This is a genomic window from Streptomyces sp. NPDC056128 (assembly GCF_042263835.1).
Classification (GTDB): Bacteria; Actinomycetota; Actinomycetes; order Streptomycetales; family Streptomycetaceae; genus Streptomyces.
The window spans coordinates 830,037-854,417 of the sequence record NZ_JBHJVQ010000002.1 but is presented as its reverse complement, the minus strand read 5'-3'; the positions used below and the strand labels follow the sequence as shown (position 1 = coordinate 854,417).

At 71.9% G+C, this 24,381-nt stretch carries 26 protein-coding genes; 12 read left to right on the top strand and 14 right to left on the bottom strand.

Annotated features, from left to right (window positions below):
- Positions 1-262: 262 nt before the first annotated feature.
- Positions 263-1,624: a type I glutamate--ammonia ligase gene (glnA, locus tag ACFC1X_RS07850; RefSeq protein ID WP_376349807.1), complete on the top strand. Its 1,362-nt coding sequence runs from the start codon at positions 263-265 to the stop codon at positions 1,622-1,624.
- 84 nt (positions 1,625-1,708) lie between these two features.
- Here the strand turns inward: glnA and ACFC1X_RS07845 are convergent, their stop codons facing one another.
- Positions 1,709-2,131, bottom strand: a complete 423-nt coding sequence (locus ACFC1X_RS07845) for an RNHCP domain-containing protein (protein WP_376349688.1) — start codon at positions 2,129-2,131, stop codon at positions 1,709-1,711.
- A 26-nt stretch (positions 2,132-2,157) separates the two neighbouring features.
- The gene (locus ACFC1X_RS07840; RefSeq protein WP_376349686.1) at positions 2,158-2,526 is read right to left on the bottom strand and encodes an RNHCP domain-containing protein; all 369 of its coding nucleotides are present in this window, start codon (positions 2,524-2,526) and stop codon (positions 2,158-2,160) included.
- A gap of 311 nt (positions 2,527-2,837) precedes the next feature.
- Here ACFC1X_RS07840 and ACFC1X_RS07835 point away from each other — a divergent pair, with 311 nt between their 5' ends.
- The 3 genes from ACFC1X_RS07835 to ACFC1X_RS07825 all read left to right on the top strand — a co-directional run bounded on the left by ACFC1X_RS07835 (position 2,838) and on the right by ACFC1X_RS07825 (position 4,631).
- The gene (locus ACFC1X_RS07835) at positions 2,838-3,329 is read left to right on the top strand and encodes a hypothetical protein (RefSeq protein ID WP_376349685.1); all 492 of its coding nucleotides are present in this window, start codon (positions 2,838-2,840) and stop codon (positions 3,327-3,329) included.
- On the top strand, positions 3,326-3,646 hold the full coding sequence (locus ACFC1X_RS07830) for a transcriptional regulator (protein WP_376349684.1): 321 nt from the start codon (positions 3,326-3,328) through the stop codon (positions 3,644-3,646). The genes ACFC1X_RS07835 and ACFC1X_RS07830 overlap by 4 nt, the downstream gene beginning before the upstream one ends.
- A 775-nt stretch (positions 3,647-4,421) precedes the next feature.
- Positions 4,422-4,631 (top strand): hypothetical protein, encoded by a 210-nt coding sequence (locus ACFC1X_RS07825; protein WP_376349682.1) that lies wholly within the window; start codon positions 4,422-4,424, stop codon positions 4,629-4,631.
- A 30-nt stretch (positions 4,632-4,661) separates the two neighbouring features.
- Here ACFC1X_RS07825 and ACFC1X_RS07820 read toward each other — a convergent pair whose 3' ends face one another.
- The 6 genes from ACFC1X_RS07820 to ACFC1X_RS07795 all read right to left on the bottom strand — a co-directional run bounded on the left by ACFC1X_RS07820 (position 4,662) and on the right by ACFC1X_RS07795 (position 9,943).
- Positions 4,662-4,835 carry a DUF397 domain-containing protein gene (locus tag ACFC1X_RS07820; RefSeq protein WP_376349680.1) on the bottom strand — a complete coding sequence of 58 codons (174 nt, stop codon included), beginning with the start codon at positions 4,833-4,835 and terminating at the stop codon, positions 4,662-4,664.
- Positions 4,832-5,686 carry a helix-turn-helix domain-containing protein gene (locus tag ACFC1X_RS07815; protein ID WP_376349678.1) on the bottom strand — a complete coding sequence of 285 codons (855 nt, stop codon included), beginning with the start codon at positions 5,684-5,686 and terminating at the stop codon, positions 4,832-4,834. The genes ACFC1X_RS07820 and ACFC1X_RS07815 overlap by 4 nt, the downstream gene beginning before the upstream one ends.
- A 162-nt stretch (positions 5,687-5,848) precedes the next feature.
- A complete protein-coding gene (locus tag ACFC1X_RS07810) occupies positions 5,849-6,436 on the bottom strand; it encodes a GNAT family N-acetyltransferase (protein ID WP_376349805.1) in 588 nt (195 codons plus the stop codon).
- A gap of 74 nt (positions 6,437-6,510) precedes the next feature.
- Complete coding sequence (locus ACFC1X_RS07805) at positions 6,511-7,449, bottom strand: MerR family transcriptional regulator (protein WP_376349676.1); 939 nt, start codon at positions 7,447-7,449, stop codon at positions 6,511-6,513.
- Between the two features lie 119 nt (positions 7,450-7,568).
- Complete coding sequence (locus ACFC1X_RS07800; protein ID WP_376349674.1) at positions 7,569-8,789, bottom strand: MFS transporter; 1,221 nt, start codon at positions 8,787-8,789, stop codon at positions 7,569-7,571.
- A gap of 101 nt (positions 8,790-8,890) precedes the next feature.
- The gene (locus ACFC1X_RS07795) at positions 8,891-9,943 is read right to left on the bottom strand and encodes an endonuclease/exonuclease/phosphatase family protein (protein ID WP_376349672.1); all 1,053 of its coding nucleotides are present in this window, start codon (positions 9,941-9,943) and stop codon (positions 8,891-8,893) included.
- Positions 9,944-10,250: 307 nt separating this feature from the next.
- On the opposite strand from ACFC1X_RS07795, the gene panB reads away from it, so the two are divergent.
- The 3 genes from panB to ACFC1X_RS07780 all read left to right on the top strand — a co-directional run bounded on the left by panB (position 10,251) and on the right by ACFC1X_RS07780 (position 13,136).
- Positions 10,251-11,126: a 3-methyl-2-oxobutanoate hydroxymethyltransferase gene (gene panB, locus ACFC1X_RS07790; RefSeq protein WP_307011615.1), complete on the top strand. Its 876-nt coding sequence runs from the start codon at positions 10,251-10,253 to the stop codon at positions 11,124-11,126.
- A gap of 175 nt (positions 11,127-11,301) precedes the next feature.
- Positions 11,302-12,327 carry an ATP-binding cassette domain-containing protein gene (locus ACFC1X_RS07785; protein WP_376349670.1) on the top strand — a complete coding sequence of 342 codons (1,026 nt, stop codon included), beginning with the start codon at positions 11,302-11,304 and terminating at the stop codon, positions 12,325-12,327.
- Positions 12,324-13,136: an ABC transporter permease gene (locus ACFC1X_RS07780; RefSeq protein ID WP_376349668.1), complete on the top strand. Its 813-nt coding sequence runs from the start codon at positions 12,324-12,326 to the stop codon at positions 13,134-13,136. The genes ACFC1X_RS07785 and ACFC1X_RS07780 overlap by 4 nt, the downstream gene beginning before the upstream one ends.
- A 21-nt stretch (positions 13,137-13,157) precedes the next feature.
- Here ACFC1X_RS07780 and ACFC1X_RS07775 read toward each other — a convergent pair whose 3' ends face one another.
- Positions 13,158-16,490: a BTAD domain-containing putative transcriptional regulator gene (locus ACFC1X_RS07775; protein ID WP_376349666.1), complete on the bottom strand. Its 3,333-nt coding sequence runs from the start codon at positions 16,488-16,490 to the stop codon at positions 13,158-13,160.
- Between the two features lie 193 nt (positions 16,491-16,683).
- Between ACFC1X_RS07775 and ACFC1X_RS07770 the strand changes: the two genes are divergently transcribed.
- Entirely contained in the window at positions 16,684-17,481 is a 798-nt protein-coding gene (locus tag ACFC1X_RS07770) for a site-2 protease family protein (protein ID WP_376349664.1), read from the top strand.
- Between the two features lie 6 nt (positions 17,482-17,487).
- Here the strand turns inward: ACFC1X_RS07770 and ACFC1X_RS07765 are convergent, their stop codons facing one another.
- Both ACFC1X_RS07765 and npdG read right to left on the bottom strand, forming a co-directional pair.
- Positions 17,488-17,676 (bottom strand): hypothetical protein, encoded by a 189-nt coding sequence (locus tag ACFC1X_RS07765; protein WP_376349663.1) that lies wholly within the window; start codon positions 17,674-17,676, stop codon positions 17,488-17,490.
- Between the two features lie 74 nt (positions 17,677-17,750).
- Positions 17,751-18,458 carry an NADPH-dependent F420 reductase gene (npdG, locus tag ACFC1X_RS07760; protein WP_376349661.1) on the bottom strand — a complete coding sequence of 236 codons (708 nt, stop codon included), beginning with the start codon at positions 18,456-18,458 and terminating at the stop codon, positions 17,751-17,753.
- Positions 18,459-18,600: 142 nt separating this feature from the next.
- Between npdG and ACFC1X_RS07755 the strand changes: the two genes are divergently transcribed.
- Both ACFC1X_RS07755 and ACFC1X_RS07750 read left to right on the top strand, forming a co-directional pair.
- On the top strand, positions 18,601-19,215 hold the full coding sequence (locus ACFC1X_RS07755) for a hypothetical protein (RefSeq protein WP_376349659.1): 615 nt from the start codon (positions 18,601-18,603) through the stop codon (positions 19,213-19,215).
- Positions 19,216-19,314: 99 nt separating this feature from the next.
- The gene (locus ACFC1X_RS07750; RefSeq protein WP_376349657.1) at positions 19,315-20,634 is read left to right on the top strand and encodes an MFS transporter; all 1,320 of its coding nucleotides are present in this window, start codon (positions 19,315-19,317) and stop codon (positions 20,632-20,634) included.
- 35 nt (positions 20,635-20,669) lie between these two features.
- On the opposite strand, the gene ACFC1X_RS07745 is transcribed toward ACFC1X_RS07750, so the two are convergent.
- Positions 20,670-20,900, bottom strand: a complete 231-nt coding sequence (locus tag ACFC1X_RS07745) for a hypothetical protein (RefSeq protein WP_376349655.1) — start codon at positions 20,898-20,900, stop codon at positions 20,670-20,672.
- Positions 20,901-20,958: 58 nt separating this feature from the next.
- Between ACFC1X_RS07745 and map the strand changes: the two genes are divergently transcribed.
- Together map and ACFC1X_RS07735 are read left to right on the top strand one after the other, a co-directional pair.
- Positions 20,959-21,816, top strand: coding sequence for a type I methionyl aminopeptidase (gene map, locus ACFC1X_RS07740; RefSeq protein WP_376349654.1), 858 nt, complete (start codon positions 20,959-20,961; stop codon positions 21,814-21,816).
- A gap of 129 nt (positions 21,817-21,945) precedes the next feature.
- The gene (locus ACFC1X_RS07735; protein WP_376349652.1) at positions 21,946-22,593 is read left to right on the top strand and encodes a heme oxygenase (biliverdin-producing); all 648 of its coding nucleotides are present in this window, start codon (positions 21,946-21,948) and stop codon (positions 22,591-22,593) included.
- 279 nt (positions 22,594-22,872) lie between these two features.
- On the opposite strand, the gene ACFC1X_RS07730 is transcribed toward ACFC1X_RS07735, so the two are convergent.
- Together ACFC1X_RS07730 and ACFC1X_RS07725 are read right to left on the bottom strand one after the other, a co-directional pair.
- Positions 22,873-23,517, bottom strand: coding sequence for a PhzF family phenazine biosynthesis protein (locus ACFC1X_RS07730; RefSeq protein WP_376349650.1), 645 nt, complete (start codon positions 23,515-23,517; stop codon positions 22,873-22,875).
- Positions 23,518-23,525: 8 nt separating this feature from the next.
- Entirely contained in the window at positions 23,526-24,359 is an 834-nt protein-coding gene (locus ACFC1X_RS07725) for a hypothetical protein (protein ID WP_376349648.1), read from the bottom strand.
- Positions 24,360-24,381: the final 22 nt, after the last annotated feature.

Sequence of the window (24,381 nt, the reverse complement as noted above, 5' to 3'; positions counted from 1 at the left end):
CATCGAACGGGGTGGCCGGGTCCGCTGATCGTAAGGGCGGAAGGCCGCTCCTTCGTAGGGAGATCACAGGATCCGTCCCGGCCGGAGCCCCGGAATGGCCCGATCGAACAGGTGGCCTCTACCCTGCGGTCATGGGGTGGGCCGGCCGGCCGGGGTCCGCAACGCGTTCGAAACGGCGCTGTGGTGTGATGCTCAGGTGCGGGGCCGCCTCCCGCCGTACCGGAGACAGGCGGCCTGACCAGCGAGGATGGGGATGCGGAAGATGGACAAGCAGCAGGAGTTCGTGATCCGGACGCTGGAGGAGCGCGACATCCGGTTCGTACGCCTTTGGTTCACGGACGTGCTGGGCTTCCTCAAGTCCGTCGCCGTGGCCCCCGCCGAGCTGGAGCAGGCCTTCGACGAGGGCATCGGCTTCGACGGCTCGGCCATCGAGGGCTTCGCCCGGGTGTACGAGTCCGACATGATCGCCAAGCCCGACCCGTCGACCTTCCAGGTCCTGCCCTGGCGCGCGGAGGCCCCCGGCACGGCCCGCATGTTCTGCGACATCCTCATGCCGGACGGCTCCCCGTCCTTCGCGGACCCGCGCTACGTCCTCAAGCGCGCCCTGGCCCGCACCTCCGACCTGGGCTTCACCTTCTACACCCACCCGGAGATCGAGTTCTTCCTGCTGAAGGACAAGCCGGTCGACGGCCGGGTCCCCACCCCCGCCGACAACTCCGGCTACTTCGACCACACCCCGCAGAACATCGGCATGGACTTCCGCCGCCAGGCGATCACCATGCTGGAGTCGATGGGCATCTCGGTGGAGTTCTCGCACCACGAGGGCGCGCCGGGCCAGCAGGAGATCGACCTCCGCTACGCCGACGCGCTCTCGACGGCGGACAACATCATGACGTTCCGCCTGGTCATGAAGCAGGTGGCTCTCGAACAGGGCCTCCAGGCGACGTTCATGCCGAAGCCCTTCTCCGAATACCCGGGCTCGGGCATGCACTCGCACCTCTCGCTCTTCGAGGGCGACCGCAACGCGTTCTACGAGTCCGGTTCGGAGTACCAGCTCTCCAAGGTCGGCCGCTCCTTCATCGCGGGCCTGCTGCGGCACGCGGCGGAGATCTCGGCGGTCACCAACCAGTGGGTGAACTCGTACAAGCGCATCTGGGGCGGCTCCGAGCGCACGGCCGGCGCGGGCGGCGAGGCCCCCTCCTACATCTGCTGGGGCCACAACAACCGCTCCGCGCTGGTCCGCGTCCCCATGTACAAGCCCGGCAAGACCGGCTCGGCCCGCGTCGAGGTCCGCTCCATCGACTCCGGCGCCAACCCGTACCTGACCTACGCCGTCCTGCTGGCCGCCGGCCTCAAGGGCATCGAGGAGGGCTACGAACTCCCGCCGGGCGCGGAGGACGACGTCTGGGCCCTCTCCGACGCGGAACGCCGCGCCCTGGGCATCGAGCCCCTCCCCCAGAACCTCGGCGAGGCCCTCGCCCTGATGGAACGCAGCGACCTGGTCGCCGAGACGCTCGGCGAACACGTCTTCGACTTCTTCCTGCGGAACAAGCGGCAGGAGTGGGAGGAGTACCGGTCGCAGGTGACGGCCTTCGAGCTGCGGAAGTCGTTGCCGGTGCTGTAGCGGGGCGCAGCCCCGGGCCAGTGGCCCGGGGCTGCGCTGCTTCGGCCGGCGCGGGGTGCTGGTGGCCTGGTGGGCGCGGCCCGGTCACAGGGTGAGCAGGGCGCGGCCGGCGGCCTCGGGGTCGGCCAGGGGTCTGAGGGCGAGGCGTACCAGGGCGAGCGGGTTGTCGTCACCGGCGATGCGGTTGGCGCTCAGCTCGCCGCATGAGGCGCACTGGTGGATGATCACCCACTCGCCGTCGGTACGGACCGACATGCCCAACGCCTCCATCCGCCCACGGCAGTCCGCGGCGCGGTCGCCCGGGATCCTCCGGTCGACGTGCAGGCTGGCCAGGCAGTTCGGGCAGTGGTTGCGGTGCGCGGTGCCGGGTGCGCCCAGGGAGACGTCCAGTCGGCAGGACACGCAGCGGAAGCCGTCGGCCCGGTGGCCGCCGCCCTGGGCGTGCAGGACGTCCTTGTGCCGCTGCGGACGGCGCCGTCCACGGTGGCTGCGATTGTTGCGTGGCACGGTGGTGCTCCTTTCCTGTCGGGCGGTCAGAGAGTTCCGAACGCTTCGAGCGGGAAAGGCGGTTGGGCCAGCGGACGGACCGCCATGCGCATCAGGATGAGCTGGTTGTCGTCCACGCAGACCGGGGTGGAGGTGAGCTCGTCGCAGCGCACGCAGCGGTGGATCACCATCCAGTCACCGGTGCGGAGCACGGCGATGGCGATCGGGGTCATCCGGCCCTCGCAGTCGCTCGGACCGCCCTCGACATGGTCGAGGACGTGCCGTGAGTGCAGGCAGGACGGGCAGTGGTTGCGCGGCGCGCCGTCGGCGGCGTACGCGGACACGGTCACCCCGCACCACGCGCAGGCGAAGGTGTTGAGGCCGAGAGTGTTGTTGTTGGTGGTGTGGCTGGACACCCGGGTGCTCCTTGCTGGGAGATTGACCAAGACAGCAAGAGCAGGCCGAGTGGCCTCGTCAGGTCGGAGCACCGGAGGGCACGTCCGGGAGCCACCCGGAGAAACGGATGGCGGAAAGCCGCGGACGGTTACGCGGTGCGGCGAGGCGCACTCGGCGCGGGCCGGGACATCAAACACCCTTTTCCAGGGCACAAGGGCCCAGAACGAATCAGAACGACGCACTGAAGCTAGCAGGACGCCTTCGAGAGGCGCCACACATTATTTCGACCCGCCTCTTTCCATGCCGGAAACAAACGACTACTGTTTCCGTCATGGAAACTAACGGGGCACCGCTCACTCCAGAGGGCGCCCGCGCCGCTCTGGCCGACGCCGAACACATCAGGGCCTCCGCCACGGCACTGTCAGCCACACCGTGGCCGACCTGGTTCTTCGTCACGCTCACGCTCTACATCGCCGCCCTCCCGATCGTCTACGGAGGCATCACGGCTGACTCCGACTGGCTGCTGCCCCGTCCGGCCTGGATCGGCATCATGCTGACGATCACCGCGGTGTACGGGGCGCTGTTCGCCGTCGCGGCCAAGGCGTGGCGCACCAAGACCGGGGTGACTCTGCGGTTGGACGTACTGCCGAAGCGGGCCACCCTGCCGCTCGTCATCGGCCTGCCTGTGCTGCTGGTGGGGGCGGCGCTCGCCTTCCGAGCCACGGGACAGCTGGTGTGGCTGATCGCGGCCTCGCTGGCCGGCGCCACCGCGTCCGCCGGCTTCCACCTCGCCTTCGTCCGCCTGCACCGGAAGTCCGCGTGAGCGCCGACTCCCACGACCCGCTGGAGGGGTTCGACACCACCATCCACGCTCCGAACCGGCTGCGCGTCTGCGCCCTGCTGGAGGCCGCGGGCGAGGCGGAGTTCGGCCTGGTCCAGAAGCAACTTGGCGTCTCGGCCTCCGTACTGAGCAAGCACGTCACGGTCCTGATGGAGGCCGGCTACGTCGAACAGCGCAAAGGCGTCCGCGACACCCGGCAACGCGTGTGGCTCCGCCTGACCCGGCGGGGCCGGGACGCCTACCGGGAGCACCTCGCCGCGCTGCGGGCGATCGTGGGGACGTCGGACTCGGGTCCATGACCATGACCTCAGGGCAGTAGTACCCGAGATGCAGACGAACCCATGGCGTGAGCGACAGCGCAGTGGCCGCCTGGTCGCGCTTCGTGTCCTGGAAAGGCGCCCACCAGTAGTCGACAACGGTCCGCAGAGTGGTCCGCTCCCGCTCGTCGGTGACATCGAAGGCGGCGACCCTGGCAGCGGTGGGGTGCATGGGCTGCTCATCATCGGCCGAGCAGAGGGCGTGCTCCTGCCCGTGCTGAAGGGAGGTCGTGCGACGGGTGCGCCGGCAGATGAAGCAGTCCAGGCTCACCTCCAGCCGTTTCTGCCAGTGCAGGTTGTGGGAGCCCGCGTCTTGCCGTGGGCCGGTCATTTCGGCGGTGATCTCAACGCTTCGCAGCACCGCGAGATCATCCCAGACCGGGGCTGATCCCTCACCTGTGCGTACCGGCTCCCCCTGTCCTTGCAGGCCTGCCAAAGCCGCGGCCGTCGGTCTGGCGAAAAAACCCTCGTACCTGCACACCGTTCATAGCAAGGTCGCATGGACCTGGTGTGGTGCAGGCGCGAGGGCCCGGCTGCACGCATCCGAGGCTCCGGGGACTCCCCCGACCGGCGGGAAGCGTGAAGAGGTCGGCTCTTTTCCCGACCACATCCGCACACTGATGAAGGCGGCGGCGACGGGAGCGGACGGGATCATTCCACCCCGTGCTTTGATCTGTGCGCGGCACGCCGGTGACCGGTTCCGGGCACGCGTGCCGCACCGCTCCCCTTCTCGTCGGCATGAAAGGCAAGACCTGTCATGAACCTCGTCCCCCAGGCCGAAACCGCCGAACTCTCCGACACGGATCTGGACCAGGTGTCCGGCGGCAACGTCGCCATCGGCGCGGCCCTCATAGCGGCCGACGGCCAGTTCGGTGCCGGTCTCCACGCGGAGTCCGGCTGCATCGGCCTCACCACCGGCGTCGGCGCCTCGGCGATCCAGGGCAACGCGCACACGACGGTCGCCTGAGCCGCCCGGACTATGCGCGCGGGCCCCGGATCACTGTGTCCGGGGCCCGACGAATGCCGTCCAGACGGCCGGGGCAACGGCGAGGCGGGGGCCGTCGGGGCGCTTGGAGTCGCGGATGTGGATGGTGGCGGGGGTTATCGCGACCTCTACGCAGTCGTTGCCGTCTCCGCTGCTGCTGTAGCTGCTCTTGAACCAGGAATTCATGTCTCCCCCAGTACTTTCTCGATGAAGGCCAAGGACTCCTTGGCGGTCAGAGCCTCGGCGCGGATGGCTCCGTAGCGCAGTTCGAGAATCCGCAGTTGCCGCGGATCGCTGACCGGTCGGCTGTCGTAGGTGTTGTCGGCCCGGCCGACTGCCGTACCGTCGCCGAACTTGAGCACCTGAATCCGCCCGCCCGTTCCGGGGTGGTCGCCGCGAGAGGTTGGCATCACTTGGATGTCGACGTTCCGCAGCCGCGCCATCTCCAACAGGTGTTCAAGCTGCTTGCGCAGCACTGTTCTCCCGCCGATGGGCCGCCGGAGGCCCACCTCTTCCAGAACGAAACCGAGTTCGGGGGCAGGAGTCCGTTCGAAGATCGCCTGGCGATCCATCCGCCCAGTCACAGCCCTGTCCAACTCATCCTCCGCCAGAGCGGGCCGACGCGTCCCCATGAGTGCACGGGCATATGTCTCGGTCTGCAGGAGACCGTGCAGGCCGTGCGGGACGTAGGACGACAACTCGACCGCCTGGGACTCCAGTTTCGCCAAGTCCTGCGCCTTCTTGGAATACCTGACCCTCTTCACGTCCTCCCAGGACGCCGCGACGAGGCCGCCCGCGTCGAGCACTTGGTCGGCTTTCTCCAGATACTCCCGCTGGGGAATCCGCTTCCCACCCTCGACCTTGTAGACGAGATCCTCTCCGTACCCGACCGCCGCCCCGAAGTCGGCCGCCCGCATATCCGCCGCCTCGCGGCGCAGTTTCAGCTGGCGTCCCACCGCGGTGATGACGGCCCCACCCCACGCGTCGTCAGGGTCGACATCCCAACCCGACTCGTCCACCTTGCCGTCAGCCGACATCCGCACCCCTCCGTCGTACGCGTCGTATCGCGACAGGCGACACCGTAGGGACCGTGACCACGCCGTGGTGCCGGAACGGGGCTCCGCCCACGCCAACGGGTGACACGACGGACGAGGACGGCGACTTCCACGACGGAGAAGACCCTCGCAGCGTGAGCAGCCTCAGTCGATCCGCAGAGGCCGGGAGGATCTCAGGCGCCGTACGTGCAGATGGCCATCGCGAGGAAAGGAGGGCGGCGCCGCAGGCAGGACGCTGTCAAAGTCGTACCGGCCCTTCTGCGCAACCCGGCACGATGCCCGGTTGTCCACCTGGTGCAGGAGCTCGAGACGCTCCAGCCCGTCGGCTTCGAAGGTGTCGAAAGCCCACCTGGTGAGCGCCTCCAGAGCGCGGGGAGCCACTCCCCGCCCGCGAGCGTGCGCCGCGGTCCAGTAGCCCACCTCGGCCGCCGGTTTGCCGGAGCTGACTTCCTTGAGGACCACATTGCCCACCAACTGCCGACGAACTGGAACGGGTTGTGCCTCAAGGACAGCGAAGCCAAACCGGTCCCCCGCTGCCCAGCCCCGCTGCTGGGCCTGCACCCACCGTGCCCCGTCGGCATCGGTGTGCACGACAGAGCCCGCCCACTGGCGCAATGCGGGATCCCGGCTCATGTCGACCAGTGCGGCAACGTCTTCCATGCGCCAGGGGCGAAGAACGAGACCGGGAGAGGCCGACGTCGCGGCCACCTCAAGTACGACGGGGGCATTCACCAACCGATCACGTGAGGCGGCGTTTTCACCCGACGCCGGCCACGTCCGGCCCATGCCGCCTTGCGACCGCCCCGTCATCGCTGAGTCCGGACGCGCAGAGCCTGGACGGACCAGTCGAGCACTGGAGCCAGACTCTCCGGGGCCGGCCAGCCGTTGACCACTGCGAGCAGCTGGAGGTATCGCTCCCTGCGGGGGTCGTTCACGCTCTCCAGCCGAGTCGCCAGCCGACGGCGAAGCTCGACGTCGTCGGGGCGGCCGAGGAGGTGCGCGTAGTGCGCCGTGAACGCTGCGACGATCGGATCGGCCTGGGGCGAGGCCGGGTCGATGCCGGCGGCCAGGGCCGGACCGGCCTGGTCGCGGACGGTTGCGGCAATGTCGCGGCGCGGACCCATCGTGTCGCTTCGGGCCTGCTCGGCTGCCTGGTCCTCGGCCAACCCCCGCACGACGGCGCGGAAGTCCGGGTCCAGGGACATTTCGGCCAACTCCACCCACGCCTGGACCTGCTCCGCCTCCGGGTTGTCGGGCAGCTCGGGGGTCATCGTCCGCATGACCCCCGCGAAGGCGGGAGCGGCGTCAAGACCGCCGAAGACGGCGTCGAGGAAGTCGCCGATCAGACGTCGGCGTTCGTCCTCGGAGAGCTGGGCCAGCCGGTGCATGAGTTCCGTCTCCTCAGGTGTGGACCCGCGCTCGGCCACCGCCGTCAGCACCGCGCGCCGCAGGCGCAGGACGTGGATCTGCACTGCCAGTGCCTCGGCGTGCGCCGCGGCGACCTCGGGAAGCGAGAGCTCGCGGTCCACGACCTTGCGGATCGTGGCAAGGTCCAGTCCCAGCTCGCGCAGGGTCCGCACGAGGTCCAGGCGTGCGACGGCGTCGATGTCGTACAGGCGGTAGCCGGCCGGGCTGCGGTCCGTCGGCGTCACGATTCCGCGATCGGAGTAGAACCGAACGGTCTTGACCGTGAGACCGGTCCGCCGAGCGAGCTCGCCGATCGAGTAGAGCGTGTCGCCGTCCATGCCCCCACCTTTGTGTCTCCCCCTACGGGAGACTCAAGTCCCTTCGCCTGCCGGCAGCCAACCACTCCTCATTCATAGGTCCTGCCGGCGCCGGGCTTCGCTGTCGCGAGGGACGCCCCTCACCCCCGCACCCTCTCCACCCCCTCCGGCACGTGCGCCGCCACCACGCGCTTGCGGGCCGTGGCCGTAACGGCCGCCCGACGGTCCACCGCCCACGCCGTGCCCGCGACGCCCAGACCGAGCACCGCCAGCGCCGCCCCCGCCAGCGCGGGCGACGTCGTGCCGAGGCCCGCCGCGAGGGCCAGGCCGCCGATCCAGGCGCCGCCGGCGTTCGCGAGGTTGAAGGCCGCCTGGTTGGCCGAGGAGGCGAGGGACGGGGCCGCCGTGGCCTTCTCCATCACCATCAGCTGGAGGGGAGAGCCGGTGACGAAGGCGGCCATGCCCAGCAGCGCCACCGACACGGCCGCCGTGACCGGCGTGCGCATCAGGACGGGGAAGAGGGCGAGGACCACGACCAGCGAGGCCAGGCCGCCGAAGAGGGTGCCGCGCAGGGAGTGGTCGGCCAGGCGGCCGCCGAGCAGGTTGCCCGCGGTGGCGCCGACGCCGAACAGCGCGAGCAGCAGCGTCACGCTGGTCTCGGCGAAACCGGCGGCGTCCGTCAGCATCGGCGTGATGTAGCTGTACGCCGCGAAGAGCGCGCCGAAGCCCGCGACCGTGGTGCCGAGCGCCAGCCAGACCGGCAGGGAGCGCAGGGCGGCCAGCTCGCCGCGCAGGCCCGTGGTGGGGGCCGGGGCGTTCTCGCGCGGGATCAGGACGACCAGGGCCGCTATCGCCGCGACGCCGATCGCGCTCACGCCGAGGAAGGTGGCCCGCCAGCCGAGCGCCTGGCCCATGGCGGTGGCCGCCGGCACGCCGACGATGTTGGCGACGGTGAGGCCCAGGAACATCAGGGAGACGGAGCGTGCCTTGCGTTCCGGGGCCACCATGCCGGTGGCGACCACCGCGCCGACGCCGAAGAAGGCACCGTGCGGCAGGCCGCTGACGAAGCGGGCGGCGAGTAGGGAGAGCTCGCCGGGCGCTACGGCCGACAGGGCGTTGCCGAGCACGAAGAGCGCCATCAGGGCGATGAGGACGGAGCGGCGGGACATCCGCGTGGTCGCCGCCGCCAGCAGCGGGGCGCCGATGACGACGCCCAGCGCGTAGGCCGACACGAGGTGGCCCGCGGTGGGGATGGAGATGTTCAGGTCGTCCGCGACGTCGGGCAGCAGGCCCATCATCACGAACTCGGTGGTACCGATGCCGAAGGCGCCCACGGCAAGGGCGAGCAGGGCCAGGGGCATAAGGGGGCGAGCCTTTCGAGAGCGGAGTGCGTAAGGGAGGGACGACTGTATGTTCCCCTACGGAACAAAGGCTCTCAGGGCAGGTATTCCACGGGCGAACTTCAGGAGGCCGTTGTGTCGACCTTCACACGCGCGGCGATCGGCAGGTGGTCGCTGCCCGTCGACGGGAGGGTCCAGCTCGTCATCGGCTCGACGCCGTCGACCAGGATCTGGTCGATGCGGGCCATCGGGAAGGACGCCGGCCAGCTGAAGCCGAAGCCGTTGCCGACGGCGCCCTGCGGGGAGCGCATCTGCGAGGTGATCGCGGTCAGCGCGCGGTCGTTCATGGTGCCGTTGAGGTCGCCGAGCAGGATCTTGCGGGGCAGCTTCTCGTCGGCGATGGCCTCGCCGAGGGCGTCGGCGCTCTTGTCCCGCTGCCGGGCGGTGAACCCCGCCTCCAGCTTCACCCGGACGGAGGGCAGGTGGGCGACGTACACCGCGAGCGGCCCGGACGGGGTGGTGACGGTGGCGCGCATCGCGCGCTTCCAGCCCAGCTGGATGTCCACCGCCCGCACGTCGGCGACCGGGTACTTGCTCCACAGCCCCACGGTGCCGACGACGGCGTGGTGGGGGTACTTCGACTCCAGCGCCTTCTCGTACGTCGGTACGGCGGACGCCTTCAGCTCCTCCAGGGCCAGCACGTCCGCGCCCGACGCGGAGACGGCGCGGGCGGTGCCGGCCGGGTCGGCGTTGTCGGCGTTGACGTTGTGCGTGGCCACCGTGAGGTCGCCGCCGCTGCCGGTCTTGTCGAAGAGCAGGCCGCCGAAGAGGTTCAGCCACACGCTCACCGGCAGCACCAGCGCGATCAGCGCCGTCGCCGACTTGCGGACCACGGCGATCACCAGCAGGACCGGGATCAGGAGGCCGAACCACGGCAGGAAGGTTTCGGTGAGGCTGCCGAGGTTGCCGATGGCGTTCGGGATGTGCGAGTGGGCCGCCATGACGCCCGACAGGAGGAGCGCGACCGCGGCCGTGACCAGGCCCCGGGTCCAGATCCGCCGGTCGCCGCGCCAGCCGGTGACCACCCGGTCGACCAGGCGCCGAAGCCGGTTCTCCCGGTGCTCGGGGTCCGAGCCGCCGTTGTCCGTCTCCGTCATGTACGCCTGCTGCGCCATACCGTCGCCTCACTGCCCGCCGTGCTCACCGTCGCCCCCGTGACTCAGCACCATAGGGGATGATCGGTTCCGATCCTGCCGTCCTTCGACGGCCGTACGGGCACTGGGACGAACGAGTCGCCGCGCGGAGTTCCGCATCCCTCCGGGTCGGGTCGCTCTGTGACAGAACGGGCACATTTCACCCCGTGAGTCGATCGATGGCACGTGACGAGGGTCCCCTAGCCGGGGAGACGGCGGAAGTGCCACCATGGAAGGGATCCGGGGACGCCGTCAGGGCGCCTCGAGATGACATGAAGGAGCCGTTGCCATGACGCAGCTTTCGGCTGCCCCGACGCCGCAGCGCACCCCCGGGGACGGGAGCAGGGCGCTGTACGGGGGCAAGATCAACCGTCGCATCACCGTACGGGACATCACCGCCGCCAAGGAGCGCGGCGAGAAGTGGCCCATGCTCACCGCGTACGACGCGATGACCGCGTCCGTCTTCGACGAGTCCGGCATCCCGGTGATGCTCGTCGGCGACTCCGCGGGCAACTGCCACCTCGGGTACGAGTCGACCGTGCCCGTCACGCTGGACGAGATGACGATGCTCTCGGCCGCCGTCGTACGCGGTACCAGCCGCGCTCTGATCGTCGGTGACCTGCCCTTCGGCTCCTACCAGGAGGGCCCGGTGCAGGCGCTGCGCTCGGCGACCCGCCTGGTCAAGGAGGCCGGAGTCGGCGCGGTCAAGCTGGAGGGCGGCGAGCGCTCGCACCGGCAGATCGAACTGCTGGTGGAGTCCGGCATCCCCGTGATGGCGCACATCGGCCTCACCCCGCAGTCCGTGAACGCCATGGGCTACCGGGTGCAGGGCCGCGGCGAGGAGGCGGCCCAGCAGCTGCTGCGCGACGCCAAGGCCGTGCAGGACGCGGGCGCCTTCGCGGTCGTCCTGGAGCTGGTGCCGGCCGAGCTGGCCGCCGAGGTGACCCGGACGCTGCACATCCCGACCGTCGGCATCGGCGCGGGCGTCGAGACCGACGCCCAGGTGCTGGTGTGGACCGACATGCTCGGGCTGACCGGCGGCCGGATGCCGAAGTTCGTCAAGCAGTACGCCGACCTGCGCCAGGTCATCGGCGACGCGGCGAAGGCGTACGCCGAGGACGTCGTCGGCGGCACCTTCCCGCAGGACGAGCACTCCGTGCACTGACAAGCCACCGCGGTACGACACCGGCCCCGCCGATCTTCCCCCGTCGGCGGGGCCGGTGGTTTCGCGGCACCGTCGGCGGCGTGCCAGGGGGCGTCGGACGGCTGTCGGTGGCTGTCGGTTGTCGTGTCGGCGGTCTGTCGGTGGTTTGTCGGTGACGGCTGACAACGTCGTCGGCATGAAGCGAATCGACGACAACCCCTCGGCCGCGGACCGCGCGGTCACCGTACGGGGGCTGGTCAAGCACTACGGCGAGACCAAGGCGCTGGACGGTGTCGACCTGGACGTGCGCGAGGGCACCGTGATGGGTGTGCTCGGACCGAACGGCGCCGGCAAGACCACCCTCGTCCGCATCCTGTCCACCCTCCTCGCACCCGACTCCGGCCAGGCGCACGTCGCCGGCTACGACGTCGTACGGCAGCCCCGGCAGCTGCGGCGGGTGATAGGTCTCACCGGGCAGTACGCGTCCGTGGACGAGAAGCTCCCCGGCTGGGAGAACCTGTACATGATCGGCCGGCTCCTGGACCTGCCCCGCAAGGAGTCGCGCGCCCGGGCCGACGAACTGCTGGAGCGGTTCTCGCTCACCGACGCCGGCAAGCGGCCCGCGGCCACCTACTCCGGCGGCATGCGGCGCCGCCTCGACCTGGCGGCGTCCATGATCGGGCGCCCGAAGGTCCTCTTCCTCGACGAGCCGACCACCGGCCTGGACCCCCGCACCCGCAACGAGGTGTGGGACGAGGTCAAGCGCATGGTCGGCGACGGCGTCACCGTGCTGCTCACCACCCAGTACATGGAGGAGGCCGAGCAGCTCGCCTCCGAGCTGACCGTCGTCGACCGCGGCCAGGTCATCGCGAACGGCGGCATCGAGGAGCTGAAGGCCAAGGTCGGCGGCCGCACCCTGCGCGTCCGCCCGGCCGACCCGCTGCAACTGCGCCCGCTCGCCGCCTTCCTGGACGAGCTGGGCATCACCGGGCTGGCCAGCAGCACGGTCGACCCGCAGCGCGGCGACGTCCTGGTGCCGATCCTGAGCGACGAGCAGCTGACCGCCGTGGTCGGCGCGGTCACCGCGCGCGGCATCACCATCGGCTCCATCACCACCGAACTGCCCAGCCTGGACGAGGTCTTCCTGTCCCTCACCGGCCACCGCGCCAGTGCCCCGCAGGACCCCGCGCCCACCGAGACCCGCGAGGAGGTCGCCGTATGAGCGCCGCCACCACCACAGCCACCGACGACGCCCGCATCTCGCTGCGCGGGCACGCGCGTCACACCAGCGCCCTGGTCCGCCGCAACCTGCTCTGGATCCGGCAGGACCCGGAGTCGATGTTCGACGCGCTGCTGATGCCGGTCGTCTTCACCCTGCTGTTCGTGTACGTCTTCGGCGGGTCGATCGGCCAGGCCCTGGGCGGCGGACAGGACGGCTATGTGCAGTACGTGATCCCCGGCATGATCGCGATGATGAGCATGACGCTGTCCCAGGGCGTCGGCACCGGGTTCAGCCAGGACTTCAACTCCGGTGTCATGGACCGCTTCCGTTCGCTGCCGATCGGGCGCGGCTCGGTGCTCTTCGCGAAGATCGCGGTGGAGATGGTGCGGATGCTGTTCGCCACCGCCGTGCTGATGATCGTCGCCGTGCTGGTCGGCTTCGACATCAACCACTGGCTCGGGCTGTTCGCGGCCGTGGGGCTGTCCGCGGTGTTCGCCTCGTCGATCATGTGGGTGTTCCTCACCCTCGGGGTGATCCTGAAGAACGCGCAGTCCGTGCAGGCGATGGGCTTCCTGGTGCTGTTCCCGCTGCAGTTCGGTTCCTCGATCTTCGCGCCGCCGCAGTCGATGCCGGGCTGGCTGCAGGCCTTCACCGACTACAACCCGCTGTCCACGCTCGCCGACGCGGCGCGCGGACTGATGGTGGGCGGTCCGGTCGCCCACGACCTGTGGATCACGCTCGGCTGGTCGGTCGCGATCACGGCGGTGATGGCGCCGGTCGCCATCCACAAGTTCCGCACGAAGAGCTGAGCCACGTACGCGTCGTACGCGTCATACGAGGGCGGTGGCCTCCCCGGGGGAGAGGCGGCCGCCCTCGGCGTACGCGGCGTCGTACGCCTCGGCGCCGAGTGCCGTACGGACCCGCTCGACGGCCCGCGTGTGCGCGTCCCGCTCCAGGCCGGACGACACGTGTCCGGGCGGCAGCATCGCCTCGGCGGCTCCGACGCACCGTGCGCCGTCCGCGGCCCGGCGCCCGCCGTCCACGCGGGCCAGCGCCATCGCGGCGATGGTCAGGTAGGCGGACCGCATGTGCGGGGCGATGGCCGCGGAGAGTGGGTCCTCGGCGCGCTCCAGGGACTGGCGGACCTTGGCCAGGCACTCCTCGTGCCGGTCCTCCAGCGTGGCGATCCAGGCCTCTCCGGCGAGGATGAAGGCGTCGAAGACCACGAAGTGCGCGATGGTGAACTCCTCGCGCAGCAAGCGCAGTTGTTCGCCCGCCTCGGCGGTGCGGCCCTTCATGCCGAGCAGGCCGGCCAGGAAGAGCCGGGCGGCGGGCATGGCGCCGTTGTGACCGGTGCCGCGGGTCCGCTCGATCACCTCCCGCAGGATCCGCTCGCCCTCCTTCTCGTCGCCCGCCTCCACGAGCACGCTGCCGAGGCGGGCGTCGAGGACGTCCACCTGGGCGTGCGCGCCGAGCCGCTCGGCGTGTTCGGCGGCGGTGCGGTAGTCGGCGGCGGCGAGCGCGTACTCGCCGGTGCGTTCGCGGGCCTCGGCGCGTCCGGCGAGGGCCTCGGCCATGCCCCAGGCGTCGCCGAGGCGGCCGTAGATCTCCAGCGACTCGTCGGCGTCGCGGGTGGCGTCGCCCGCCCAGTCGGAGCGGTTGGCGAGCATGTTGGCCCGCATCTGGAGGCAGCCGGCCAGCTCCCACTCGTATCCCGGGGTCTCCCGGCAGGTCCGCACGGTGGCGTCCTGGATCTCGCGCAGCCGGTCGATGTCGCCGGTGAGCATGACGGCGAAGAACCAGAGCAGGCCGGGGCTGTGGCAGGTCTGCGGCATGCCCGGCTCGTACGTCGCCGCGATGACCCGCAGCTTGCTCTGGGCCTGCGGTTTCTGCCAGGCGTCCAGTTCCGTGTCCATGCAGGCCAGATGGGCCAGGTGGATGCCGCGCCGGGCCTCGGCGAGGGTCTCGCCGGTCATCGGGGGCGGGTTGGCGGTGCACCGCTCCCACACCGGCAGGGCGGGGCGGACCGGCCCGGCGAAGGGGTCGGGGCCGAGGGCCATGATCTCGGCGAGCCAGTTCCGGGCCTCCACCCGGAGGTCGCGCATCTGCCAGTACCAGGCCAGGGACAGGGAGAGGGACAGTGCTTCCTGCTCGTCGCGCTCGGCGATGGCATGGCGCAGGGCGGTGCGCAGGTTCTCGTACTCGCGCTCCAGCCGTTCGATGGCGGCGAGCTGCTGCGGGCCGCGCAGCAACGGGTCCGTGGTGCGGGCGAATTCGCGGTAGTGCGTCAGGTGGGCGCGTTCGGCGGCGGCGCGGCCGCCGGTCTCGTCCAGGCGTTCGCCCGCGTACTCGGCGACGGTCTCCAGGAGCCGGTAGCGCATCCCTTCGCCGGTCTGCCGGTCGGTCACGGGCGTGGCCACGACGAGCGACTTGTCGACGAGGGAGCCGAGGGCGTCCAGGGCGGCGGGCCCGCACACGGCCTCGGCGGCGGCGAGGTCGCAGCCGCCGGCGAAGACGGAGAGCCGGCCCAGCACCTCCCGCTCGTCGGCGTCCAGCAGGTCCCAGGACCAGTCGACGACCGCGCGCAGGGTCTGCTGGCGGGGCAGGACGGTGCGGCTGCCGGAGGTGAGCAGGCGGAAGCGGTCGTCGAGGCGGTCGGCGATCTGGCGCGGGGTGAGCATGCGCAGCCGGGCCGCGGCCAGTTCGATGGCGAGCGGCTGGCCGTCGAGGCGGCGGCAGATCTCGGCGCAGGCGGCGGCGGTGTCCTCGTCGGCGTCGGGGCGGAAGCCGGGGCGGGCGGCGGCGCCGCGGTCGGCGAGCAGCCGGAGCGCGGCGGGTTCGGGCAGCGGCTCCACCGGGCGCAGGGACTCCCCCGGTACGCCGAGCGGTTCGCGGCTGGTGGCGAGGACGGTCAGGTGGGGACAGCGGGCGAGCAGTTCCTCGGTGAGGCGGGCGGCGGCCTCCACGACGTGCTCGCAGTTGTCGAGGACGATCAGCATGCGGCGCCGGCCGCAGTGTTCGACGAGGCGCTCGACGGCGGTGGCCCGCCGGTCGGCGCCGACCGCGCGCATCTCCTCGGCACCGGCGCCGTACAGCACGGTCTCGCGGGCGCCGAGGGCGGTCAGCACGGCCTCGGGTACGGCGTCGGGGTCGTCGACGGGGGCCAGTTCGGCGAGCCACACGCCGTCCTGTGCGGTGTCCCCGGCGCCCTCGGCGGCCTCCTGCGACAGGCGGGTCTTTCCGGCGCCGCCGGGCCCGAGGAGGGTGACGAGACGCGTGGTCGCCAGGTCGGCGCGCAGGGACTCCAGGTCGGCGTCCCGGCCGACGAAGGAGGTGAGCCGGGCACGGAGGTTGCCCCGGGGGCGGGCGGCCGCCGCGCGGGGTGCCTCGGCGGGCGCGGGCCGGTCGCCGGGTGCCGTGGGCGTCACCCGCTCCCCGGGCGCGAGCAGTTCCGCGTGCAGCGCGCGCAGCCCGGGCCCCGGGTCGGTGCCGAGCCGGTCCGCGAGCAGGTGCCGTACGGCCTCGTAGGCGGCCAGTGCCTCGGCGGTGCGGCCGGTGTCGCGCAGGGCGCGCAGCCGAAGCGTCTGGAGGGACTCGTCCAGGGGGTGGCCGTCGCACAGCGCGGTCAGCTCGGGCAGGGAGCGCTCGGCCGCCCCGAGGTCGAGGGCGGCGGTGTGCCGGGCGCGCAGGGCGTCCAGGTGCCGGGTCTCCCAGCGGGCCGCCTCGGCGGTGCGGTCGGGCAGGTCGGCGAGGGCGGGTCCGCACCACAGGGCGAGGGCGTCGTCGAGCACGACGGCCGCCTTCGCGGGGTCGCCGTCGGCGAGGGCGCGGCTGCCCTCGCCGACCAGCCGGTCGAAGCGGTGCAGGTCGATGTCGTCCGGGGCGGCGGCGAGCCGGTACCCGCCGTCGGCCGAGGCGACCGCGTCGGCGCCGAGCGCCCGGCGCAGCCGCCCGACCAGCGCCTGGAGGGCTCCCGGCGCGTCGGCGGGCGGATCCCCGTCCCACACCTCCTCCACCAGCAGCCCCACGGGCACGGCGCGGCCGGACCTGAGCGCGAGCACGGTCAGCAGCGCACGCAGCCGCGCCCCGCCGAGCGGGACGGCCGTGCCGTCGGGACGGAGTACCTGTGTGGTGCCGAGGATGCGATAGCGCACGGGCCCCATTGTCCCTGGTGCGGTCGGAGCCGGTCACGGGGTTTTGGCGGCACGGCGGGGCGCCCTCGCGACGGGACGGCCATCGGCGCGTGCGACGGCCGTCTCCGGAACCGCCCGGCACCCGCGAGACGTTTTCCCGGCGGGCCCGGTACGGTCGGGCAGTCCCGCAGGTCTTACGTGTGTTCGAGTGCCAGGGAGTTCCATGACCACCGCCACCGCCCGCCCCAGTGACCGGCGGGTCAGTCCCGTCTTCCTCGGGATCGTCGCCGTCGCCGCGGTCACGGGCTGGGCCACCTGGAGTGGGTTCGCCGAGCAGCCGGGGCTGGCCGTCTTCCTGTTCGTGACGGCGGCGTGGGTCGTCTCGCTGTGCCTGCACGAGTACGCGCACGCCCGCACCGCGCTGCACAGCGGGGACATCTCGGTCGGCGCGAAGGGCTATCTCACGCTCAATCCGATCAAGTACACGCATGCCCTGCTGAGCATCGTGCTACCGGTGCTGTTCGTGATCATGGGCGGAATCGGGCTGCCCGGCGGGGCCGTCTTCATCGAGCGCGGGCGGATCCGGGGGCGGTGGCGGCACAGTCTGATCTCGGCCGCGGGTCCGCTGACGAACGTGCTGTTCGCCGTGGTGTGCACGGCGCCGTTCTGGCTGGACGCGCTGGACGGCGTGCCGCGCGACTTCCGGCTGGCGCTGGCCTTCCTCGCGCTGCTCCAGGTGACGGCGGCGATCCTGAACTTCCTGCCGGTGCCGGGCCTGGACGGCTACGGGGTGATCGAGCCCTGGCTGTCGTACAACGTGCGGCGGCAGGTGGAGCCGCTCGCGCCGTTCGGGCTGCTGATCGTGTTCGCGCTGCTGTGGATCCCGGCCGTCAACGGGGTGTTCTTCGACGCGATCGACACGATCCTGCGCGGGCTGGGGATCGGCGAGATCGACACGTACTGCGGCTTCGAGCTGTACCGCTTCTGGCAGACCGACGAGCTGTGCACGGTCGCCGGGTGACGGCGCTCAGCCCGTGACGGACTCGCGGCGGGCGTCCCGGCCGCGCTTGACGTAGTACCAGCACATGTTGGACGACAGCCCCGACAGCAGTACCCACACGACGCCGATCAGCACGCTGCCCCGCGCGAAGGAGACGACGGCGGCGGTCACCGCGAGGACGCAGACGACCAGGGCGTAGAGGGCGAGGCGGGGCATGGGGCTGGCTCCTGTCGGGGGACACGTGCGGGTGACGCGGGGTACTGCGGCACCCACCAGTGTCCCCCATCGGCTCACACGTCCGTAACGCGGAGCCCGGCGTGTGCCTTGTAGCGGCGGTTGACGGAGATCAGGTTGGCGACCAGCGACTCGACCTGGTGGGCGTTGCGCAGCCGTCCGGCGAAGATGCCGCGCATGCCGGGGATGCGCCCGGCGAGGGCCTGCACGATCTCCACGTCGGCGCGGTCCTCGCCGAGCACCATCACGTCGGTGTCGATCTCGTCGATCTCCGGGTCCTGGAGGAGGACCGCCGAGAGGTGGTGGAAGGCGGCGGTGACCCTGCTGTCCGGCAGCAGGGCGGCGGCCTGCTCGGCGGCGCTGCCCTCCTCGGGCTTGAGCGCGTAGGCGCCCTTCTTGTCGAAGCCGAGCGGGTTGACGCAGTCGACGACGAGCTTGCCGGCCAGTTCCGCGCGCAGGGATTCGAGGGTCTTGCCGTGGCCCTCCCAGGGCACGGCGACGATCACGACGTCGCTGCGGCGCGCGGTCTCGGCGTTGTCGGCGCCCTCGACGCCGTGCCCGAGTTCCGCGGCGGCGGCCTCGGCGCGTTCGGCGGCGCGCGAGCCGATGATCACCTTCTGCCCGGCCCTGGCGAGGCGGTACGCGAGGCCCTTGCCCTGCGGGCCGGTGCCGCCGAGCACGCCCACGACCAGTCCGGAGACGTCGGGCAGGTCCCAGGGGTCCTTGGCGGGGGCCTTCTGTGCGGCACTGTCGGTAGAGGTCATGGGCCGACCCTACGTCCGCCCCGGTCACGACGGTCGTACGGGTCTCGGCGCCGGTGGCGGGCCTCCCCACGTATCCCCGGGTCGGGCGAATCCGGGGCGAACGCCGGACCGGGCGGGCGGGGTTGCGGCAGGATGCGGCCGCATGGACGCCGTACGGGTCGCGCTGCTGCGGGAAGTGCTCGCCGGGACCGAGTGGCTGGGGGCCACCCGGCGGTTCGCGGGGGCGCTGCGGGGGTCGGTGGTCCCGCACGGGGGCGGACTGCTCCTTGTGGGCACCGCCGAGCAGGAGCCGTGGCATCTGGCGGCGCACCTGGTGGACGAGGCCGCCTGGTCGGGGACGCCGGAACTGGCGCCCACGCTGGTGCGGCACGACGCGCGTCCCACGGACCCGGCGCATCTGGCGGTGGGCCTCGGGCGGCTGGCGGCGGCCCGGCGCGGGGAGACGCTGCTCGTGGTGACGCCCGCGGATCCGGGTGCCCCGCTGCTTGAACGGGTGCACGACGCCCGCCGGGCCGGTGCGACGGTGCTGTCGCTAGGCACGGACCGCGGCCCGGGCGAGCGGGAGCTGACGGCGATGGCGCACGAGGCGCTGACCGTGCCGGACGGCGCCGAGCTGGACCTGGACACGGTGCAGCACCTGGTCAGCGCGGCGGCCGGCGAGAACGCGGTGCCGCCGCCCCGGGGCCGGCGCCGCTTCCGCGACCGCCTGTCCCGCCTGGCCGACCACCTGACGGCGCCGCCTCCGTCCGGCTGGTGATCCCGGCGCCACCGCCCGGCCTCCTCCAGCCGGTGCCGGTGGCGGGGCTCGGGAAAACCGGTTGCCGCCGTTCTTCGCCCGGCCCGACGATGGCTCCTCGTGACCGAGACCTCCCCCGCGCCCGGCGACGCTCCCGTCGGCCTGCGCGCCCTGCTGCCCGACCTCTCTCCCTGGCGGGCCTCCCGGGACTTCCGGCGGCTCTGGGTCGCCGGGCTGATCACGACCTTCGGGAGCTTCCTGACCTTCGTCGCGCTGCCGGTGCAGATCAAGGAGCTGACCGGGTCCGCGGCGGCGGTGGGTGCGATCGGCGCCGTGGAGCTGGTGCCGCTGGTGGTGTTCGGGCTGTACGGCGGCGCGCTGGCCGACGCATGGGACAAGCGGAAGCTGATCGTGTGGACGGAGGCCGGTCAGGGCGTGCTGTGCGCCGCGCTGCTGGTCAACTCGCTGATGCCGAGCCCCGCCGTGTGGCCGCTGTACGTGATCGCCGCGCTCACCTCGGCGCTCGGCGCGGTCCAGCGCCCGGCCCTGGACGCGCTGATCCCGCGGATCGTCGCCCATGAGCACCTGCCGGCCGCCGCCTCGCTGAACGCGCTGCGCTGGCAGGTCGGCGGGATCGCCGGACCGGCGCTGGCCGGCGTGGTGGTGGCGTACGCGGGCCTCGGCTGGGCGTACGCGGTGGACCTGGTCACCTTCCTCGCCTCCGTGGCCCTGGTGGTGGGCCTGGCCTCCTCACCCGCCTCGCACGAGGCGGCGAAGCCGTCGTGGGCGGCGATCGCCGAGGGCGCCCGGTACGCGTGGAGCCGCAAGGAGCTGCTGGGCACGTACGCGGTCGACCTGGCGGCGATGTTCCTGGCGATGCCGCTCGCGGTGCTGCCGTTCCTGGCGGACGAGCTGGACGCCGAGTGGTCGCTGGGCCTGATGTACGCGGCGATCCCGGCGGGGTCGCTGCTGGTGAGCGTGAGCAGCGGGTGGACGTCGCGGGTGCACCGGCACGGGCGGATGGTGGTGCTGGCGGCGGCCGGGTGGGGTGTGGCGATCGCCGCCGCGGGGGTCGCCGGGAACGTGTGGCTGGTGCTGCTGTGCTTCGTCCTGGCCGGCGCCTGCGACATGGTCAGCGGCGTCTTCCGCAGTGCGATGTGGAACCAGACCATCCCGGACGAACTGCGCGGGCGCCTCGCGGGCATCGAGCTGCTGTCGTACTCGGTGGGCCCGCAGCTGGGCCAGGTCCGGGCGGGCGGCACGGCCGCGCTCGCGGGGGTGCGGGCGTCGGTGTGGTCGGGCGGGCTGCTGTGCGCGGGCGCGGTGGGGCTGCTGGCGCTGTGCCTGCCGACGATGATGACGTACGACGTGCGGACCAACGAGCACGCGGTGCGGCTGCGCGAGAAACGCGCGGCCGCCGCCCGCACGCCGGACGCCTGATCAGACCCCGTGCCGAGGCCTGATCAGGCGTCCGGTCACTCGTCGTCGGGACGGCCCGCGGGGGCGTCGTGCCACTTGGGGTCGTTCTCCCATTCGAGGTTGCGCTCGCGGGCTGTCTGCATCGCGTGCTCGGCCTCGGCGCGGGAGGTGTACGGCCCGAAGCGGTTCTTCGCCGGGCACTCCGGGCCCTCCTCGACCTTCTTGTGCTCCAGGCAGTAGTACCACTCGCCCGGCTTGCCGACCGTGCGCTTCTTGAACAGGGCCATGACCAGCTCCTCTCGCCACCGACATGTTCCCCCATGCCCGCTGGTTAGACTCCTTCGCATGTCTGGCCAGTCGCTGCTCGTACCAGGGGAGCTGTCTCCCACCCGTTCCGTGCCCGGAAACATCCGGCGGCCCGAGTACGTCGGAAAGCCCGCACCCACGCCGTACACCGGTCCGGAGGTGCAGACGCCCGAGACCGTCGAGGCGATGCGCGTGGCCGGGCGGATCGCGGCGCGGGCGATGGAGGAGGCCGCGAAGCTCATCGCGCCCGGTGTGACGACGGACGAGTTGGACCGGGTGGCGCACGCGTACATGTGCGACCACGGCGCCTACCCGTCGACGCTCGGTTACCGGGGTTTCCCCAAGTCCCTGTGCAGCTCGGTCAACGAGGTCATCTGCCACGGCATCCCCGACTCCACGGTGCTGCGCGACGGCGACATCGTGAACCTCGACGTGACGGCGTACATCGGCGGTGTGCACGGCGACAACAACGCGACGTACCTGGTCGGCGAGGTGGACGAGGAGAGCCGGCTGCTGGTCGAGCGGACCCGGGAGTCGCTGACCCGCGCGATCAAGGCGGTCCGGCCGGGCCGGCAGATCAACATCATCGGCCGGGTCATCGAGTCGTACGCGAAGCGGTTCGGGTACGGGGTGGTCCGGGACTTCACCGGGCACGGCATCAGCACGTCGTTCCACTCGGGGCTCATCGTCCCGCACTACGACAGCCCGCACGCGACGACCGTCATCCAGCCCGGGATGACCTTCACCATCGAGCCGATGCTGACGCTCGGTACGCACGAGTACGACATGTGGGACGACGGCTGGACGGTCGTGACGAAGGACCGCCGGCGGACGGCCCAGTTCGAGCACACGCTGGTGGTGACCGACTCGGGGGCGGAGATCCTGACCCTCCCGTAGTCCCCACCGCGCCCGGTGAAGGCCCGCACTCTTCGAGGTGCGGGCCTTCGCATGTCTGGGTAGGCTTTTGCCGACAGACCGCCGGAAAGACTCTTGACTTAGGTAAGCCTAACCATAGAAAATCGGCCCATGGACTCCTTCTCCACCCTCATCCGCACGGCGTCGCACGAGCAGCACGTGGAGGCCGAGACCTCCACGTTCATGAGCGACCTGCTCGGCGGCCGGCTCGGCGTCGACGCGTACGCGCGCTACACCGAGCAGCTGTGGTTCGTCTACGAAGCCCTGGAGAGCGCCGCCGACCGCCTCGCGTCGGACCCGGTGGCCGGTCCGTTCATCCGTCCGCAGCTGCTGCGGCTGGCCTCGCTGGAGCGGGACCTGGCCCATCTGCGCGGCCCCGACTGGCGTGCGGGGCTGACCGCCCTGCCCGCGACGGGGGAGTACGCCGCCCGGGTGCGCGAGTGCGCCGAGCAGTGGCCGGCCGGGTACGTCGCGCATCACTACACGCGCTACCTCGGCGACCTGTCCGGCGGTCAGATCATCCGCGACAAGGCGGAGCGGACGTGGGGCTTCGCCAGGAAGGGCGACGGGGTCCGCTTCTACGTCTTCGAGGAGATCGGCAACCCGGCCGCCTTCAAGCGGGAGTACCGCGAACTGCTCGACGGCATCCGCGCGGACGACCTGGAGAAGCAGCGGGTGGTGGCCGAGTGCAAGCGTGCCTTCGCCCTGAACACGGCGGTCTTCCGGGCGCTGGGCGAGGAGTTCCCGCTGTCCGCCTGATCCGGCCCCGGACCCCGGCGTACGACGGTCTCAGTCGATGTCGTAGTCGTCGCTACGGCATTTGATGCCGCCGAAGTACAGGTCACCGGCGCTGTCCGTGGTGATCGCGCCGAAGTAGGGGCTGCAGGTGGCGTCGTCGTCGCCGTGCAGCGGGCCCTCGTAGGCGGTGGCGTGCCTGTCACCGCGCGCGTGGCCGTCGAAGCCGTCGGCGGTGGCGGTCGCCGCGCCTCCGCGCGCACACGCTGTTCCACCCGTACGGAGGCGCGGTGCCGTGCGTCTTCACCGCTCCAGACGCACCCGCCCGCCGATCTCGATCCAGCCCTCCGGCTGCGGGGCGGTGAGGATCTGCGAACCGGCGCCCTGCGTGATGTTGAGGGCGCGGCCCAGCCGCTCGGTCAGCAGCAGCGCCGCCGCACCGGTCGCCTCGTCCTCGTCGATACCGTCGCCCCGCCCCGGGAAGCCCCGCGTCCGCACCCGCCCCGCCGCCTCGTCCTCCCACGCCCAGGCATAGATCCACTCCCCGGGCGGCGGCACCGGCAGGTCGTCCACCTCGGCGACGGTGGCGTACTGGCGCAGGGTGCGCGGCGGGGCCCACTCGGGGCGGGCCTCGATCCAGCTGAACTCCCCGTCCAGCCGGGCGCCCACCACCCCGGCCGGGGTGACGAGTTCAGGCACGTCGAGCAGCCAGGCGGTGCCGACGCAGGGGTGTCCGGCGAAGGGCAGACGCAGCGTGGGCGTGTAGATGTCGACGACACCGCGCTCCGGGTCGTCGACGAACACCGTCTCACTGAAGCCGAGTTTCGCGGCCAGCGCCTGCCGCCGCCCCGCCTCGGGCACCACGGAGCCCTCCCGGACGACACCCAGCTCATTGCCGTATCCGCCGTTCGGCGCGCAGAAGACGCGCAGTACGTCGTAGTCAGTCACCGGGGCATTCAAGCATCGTCCGGGGGCGGCCAGGCCGGGGTGGGGGCCTCGTCGTACGGGAGGGTGGCGAGCGCGTCGGTCCAGCCGCGGGCCAGGGCGGTGTGCTGGTGCCCGGTGCCGGGAGCGGCGGGGCGGTCCGACAGCCGGGCCGTGCGCTCCTCGTACGCCCGGGTGACGTCCTGTGCGGTGCGCCGCCACTCGGCCTCGTCGGGCAGGCGGGCCAGCACCACGCAGGCCGGCTCGCCTCCCTCCGCCAGCGCCGCCACGGCCCGGTCGTGCCCGTCCAGGAGCAGCCAGCCGTCGAGGAACGACACCCACCACAGCAGCACCGGGGCGAGGGTGCCGTCCCGGGCATGTTTGCGGTACGCCTTCACGCGCGGGGCGTCCGGCGCGGAGAGGGGGCGCAGGGGCAGGACGCCGTGCCAGCCGCCTCCGCAGTGCAGTTCGAGGACGCCGTCCGGCCAGCCGCGTACGAGGTCCTCGGTCCAGATGCCGGGCGCGAAGGCGGTGCGCGCGGTGAGCGACCAACGGCCGTCGTGCAGGGGGCCGTAGGGGGTGGTCTCCAGCCATCGGGCGTAGCGGTGGCGCCAGTCGGCCGGGGCGCGCATCGACGCGGCACGCAGCGGGGGCAGGGGGGAGCGGTGGCCGGGCAGGCGGCGCAGGTGCAGGTCGCGGCAGCAGCCGTCGCCGACCCACCGGGACCGGAGCAGGGTGTGGTCACCCTGGTGGAGGGCCGGGGCCTGGCCGGCCGCGCGGACGAAACGCAGCGGGGGCGGGCCGGGGCGGCCTCGGACGTCCAGGACCAGTGGTCCGCCGGTCCGTTCCCTCGTCGCCCGTCTCATGCGGACAGTATCGAGGGCGGGC

Bases quoted from the DNA above. Each gene is read 5' to 3' on its own strand.
- ACFC1X_RS07815 (WP_376349678.1), bottom strand. From the start codon at position 5,686: ATGTCGGCTGACGGCAAGGTGGACGAGTCGGGTTGGGATGTCGACCCT.
- ACFC1X_RS07755 (WP_376349659.1), top strand. From the start codon at position 18,601: ATGGACGCCGTACGGGTCGCGCTGCTGCGGGAAGTGCTCGCCGGGACC.
- ACFC1X_RS07770 (WP_376349664.1), top strand. From the start codon at position 16,684: ATGACCACCGCCACCGCCCGCCCCAGTGACCGGCGGGTCAGTCCCGTC.
- ACFC1X_RS07735 (WP_376349652.1), top strand. From the start codon at position 21,946: ATGGACTCCTTCTCCACCCTCATCCGCACGGCGTCGCACGAGCAGCAC.
- panB (WP_307011615.1), top strand. From the start codon at position 10,251: ATGACGCAGCTTTCGGCTGCCCCGACGCCGCAGCGCACCCCCGGGGAC.
- ACFC1X_RS07795 (WP_376349672.1), bottom strand. From the start codon at position 9,943: ATGGCGCAGCAGGCGTACATGACGGAGACGGACAACGGCGGCTCGGAC.
- ACFC1X_RS07800 (WP_376349674.1), bottom strand. From the start codon at position 8,789: ATGCCCCTGGCCCTGCTCGCCCTTGCCGTGGGCGCCTTCGGCATCGGT.
- ACFC1X_RS07805 (WP_376349676.1), bottom strand. From the start codon at position 7,449: ATGGACGGCGACACGCTCTACTCGATCGGCGAGCTCGCTCGGCGGACC.
- ACFC1X_RS07745 (WP_376349655.1), bottom strand. From the start codon at position 20,900: ATGGCCCTGTTCAAGAAGCGCACGGTCGGCAAGCCGGGCGAGTGGTAC.
- ACFC1X_RS07765 (WP_376349663.1), bottom strand. From the start codon at position 17,676: ATGCCCCGCCTCGCCCTCTACGCCCTGGTCGTCTGCGTCCTCGCGGTG.
- map (WP_376349654.1), top strand. From the start codon at position 20,959: ATGTCTGGCCAGTCGCTGCTCGTACCAGGGGAGCTGTCTCCCACCCGT.
- ACFC1X_RS07820 (WP_376349680.1), bottom strand. From the start codon at position 4,835: ATGAATTCCTGGTTCAAGAGCAGCTACAGCAGCAGCGGAGACGGCAAC.
- glnA (WP_376349807.1), top strand. From the start codon at position 263: ATGGACAAGCAGCAGGAGTTCGTGATCCGGACGCTGGAGGAGCGCGAC.
- ACFC1X_RS07775 (WP_376349666.1), bottom strand. From the start codon at position 16,490: ATGGGGCCCGTGCGCTATCGCATCCTCGGCACCACACAGGTACTCCGT.
- ACFC1X_RS07835 (WP_376349685.1), top strand. From the start codon at position 2,838: ATGGAAACTAACGGGGCACCGCTCACTCCAGAGGGCGCCCGCGCCGCT.
- ACFC1X_RS07825 (WP_376349682.1), top strand. From the start codon at position 4,422: ATGAACCTCGTCCCCCAGGCCGAAACCGCCGAACTCTCCGACACGGAT.
- npdG (WP_376349661.1), bottom strand. From the start codon at position 18,458: ATGACCTCTACCGACAGTGCCGCACAGAAGGCCCCCGCCAAGGACCCC.
- ACFC1X_RS07785 (WP_376349670.1), top strand. From the start codon at position 11,302: ATGAAGCGAATCGACGACAACCCCTCGGCCGCGGACCGCGCGGTCACC.
- ACFC1X_RS07725 (WP_376349648.1), bottom strand. From the start codon at position 24,359: ATGAGACGGGCGACGAGGGAACGGACCGGCGGACCACTGGTCCTGGAC.
- ACFC1X_RS07780 (WP_376349668.1), top strand. From the start codon at position 12,324: ATGAGCGCCGCCACCACCACAGCCACCGACGACGCCCGCATCTCGCTG.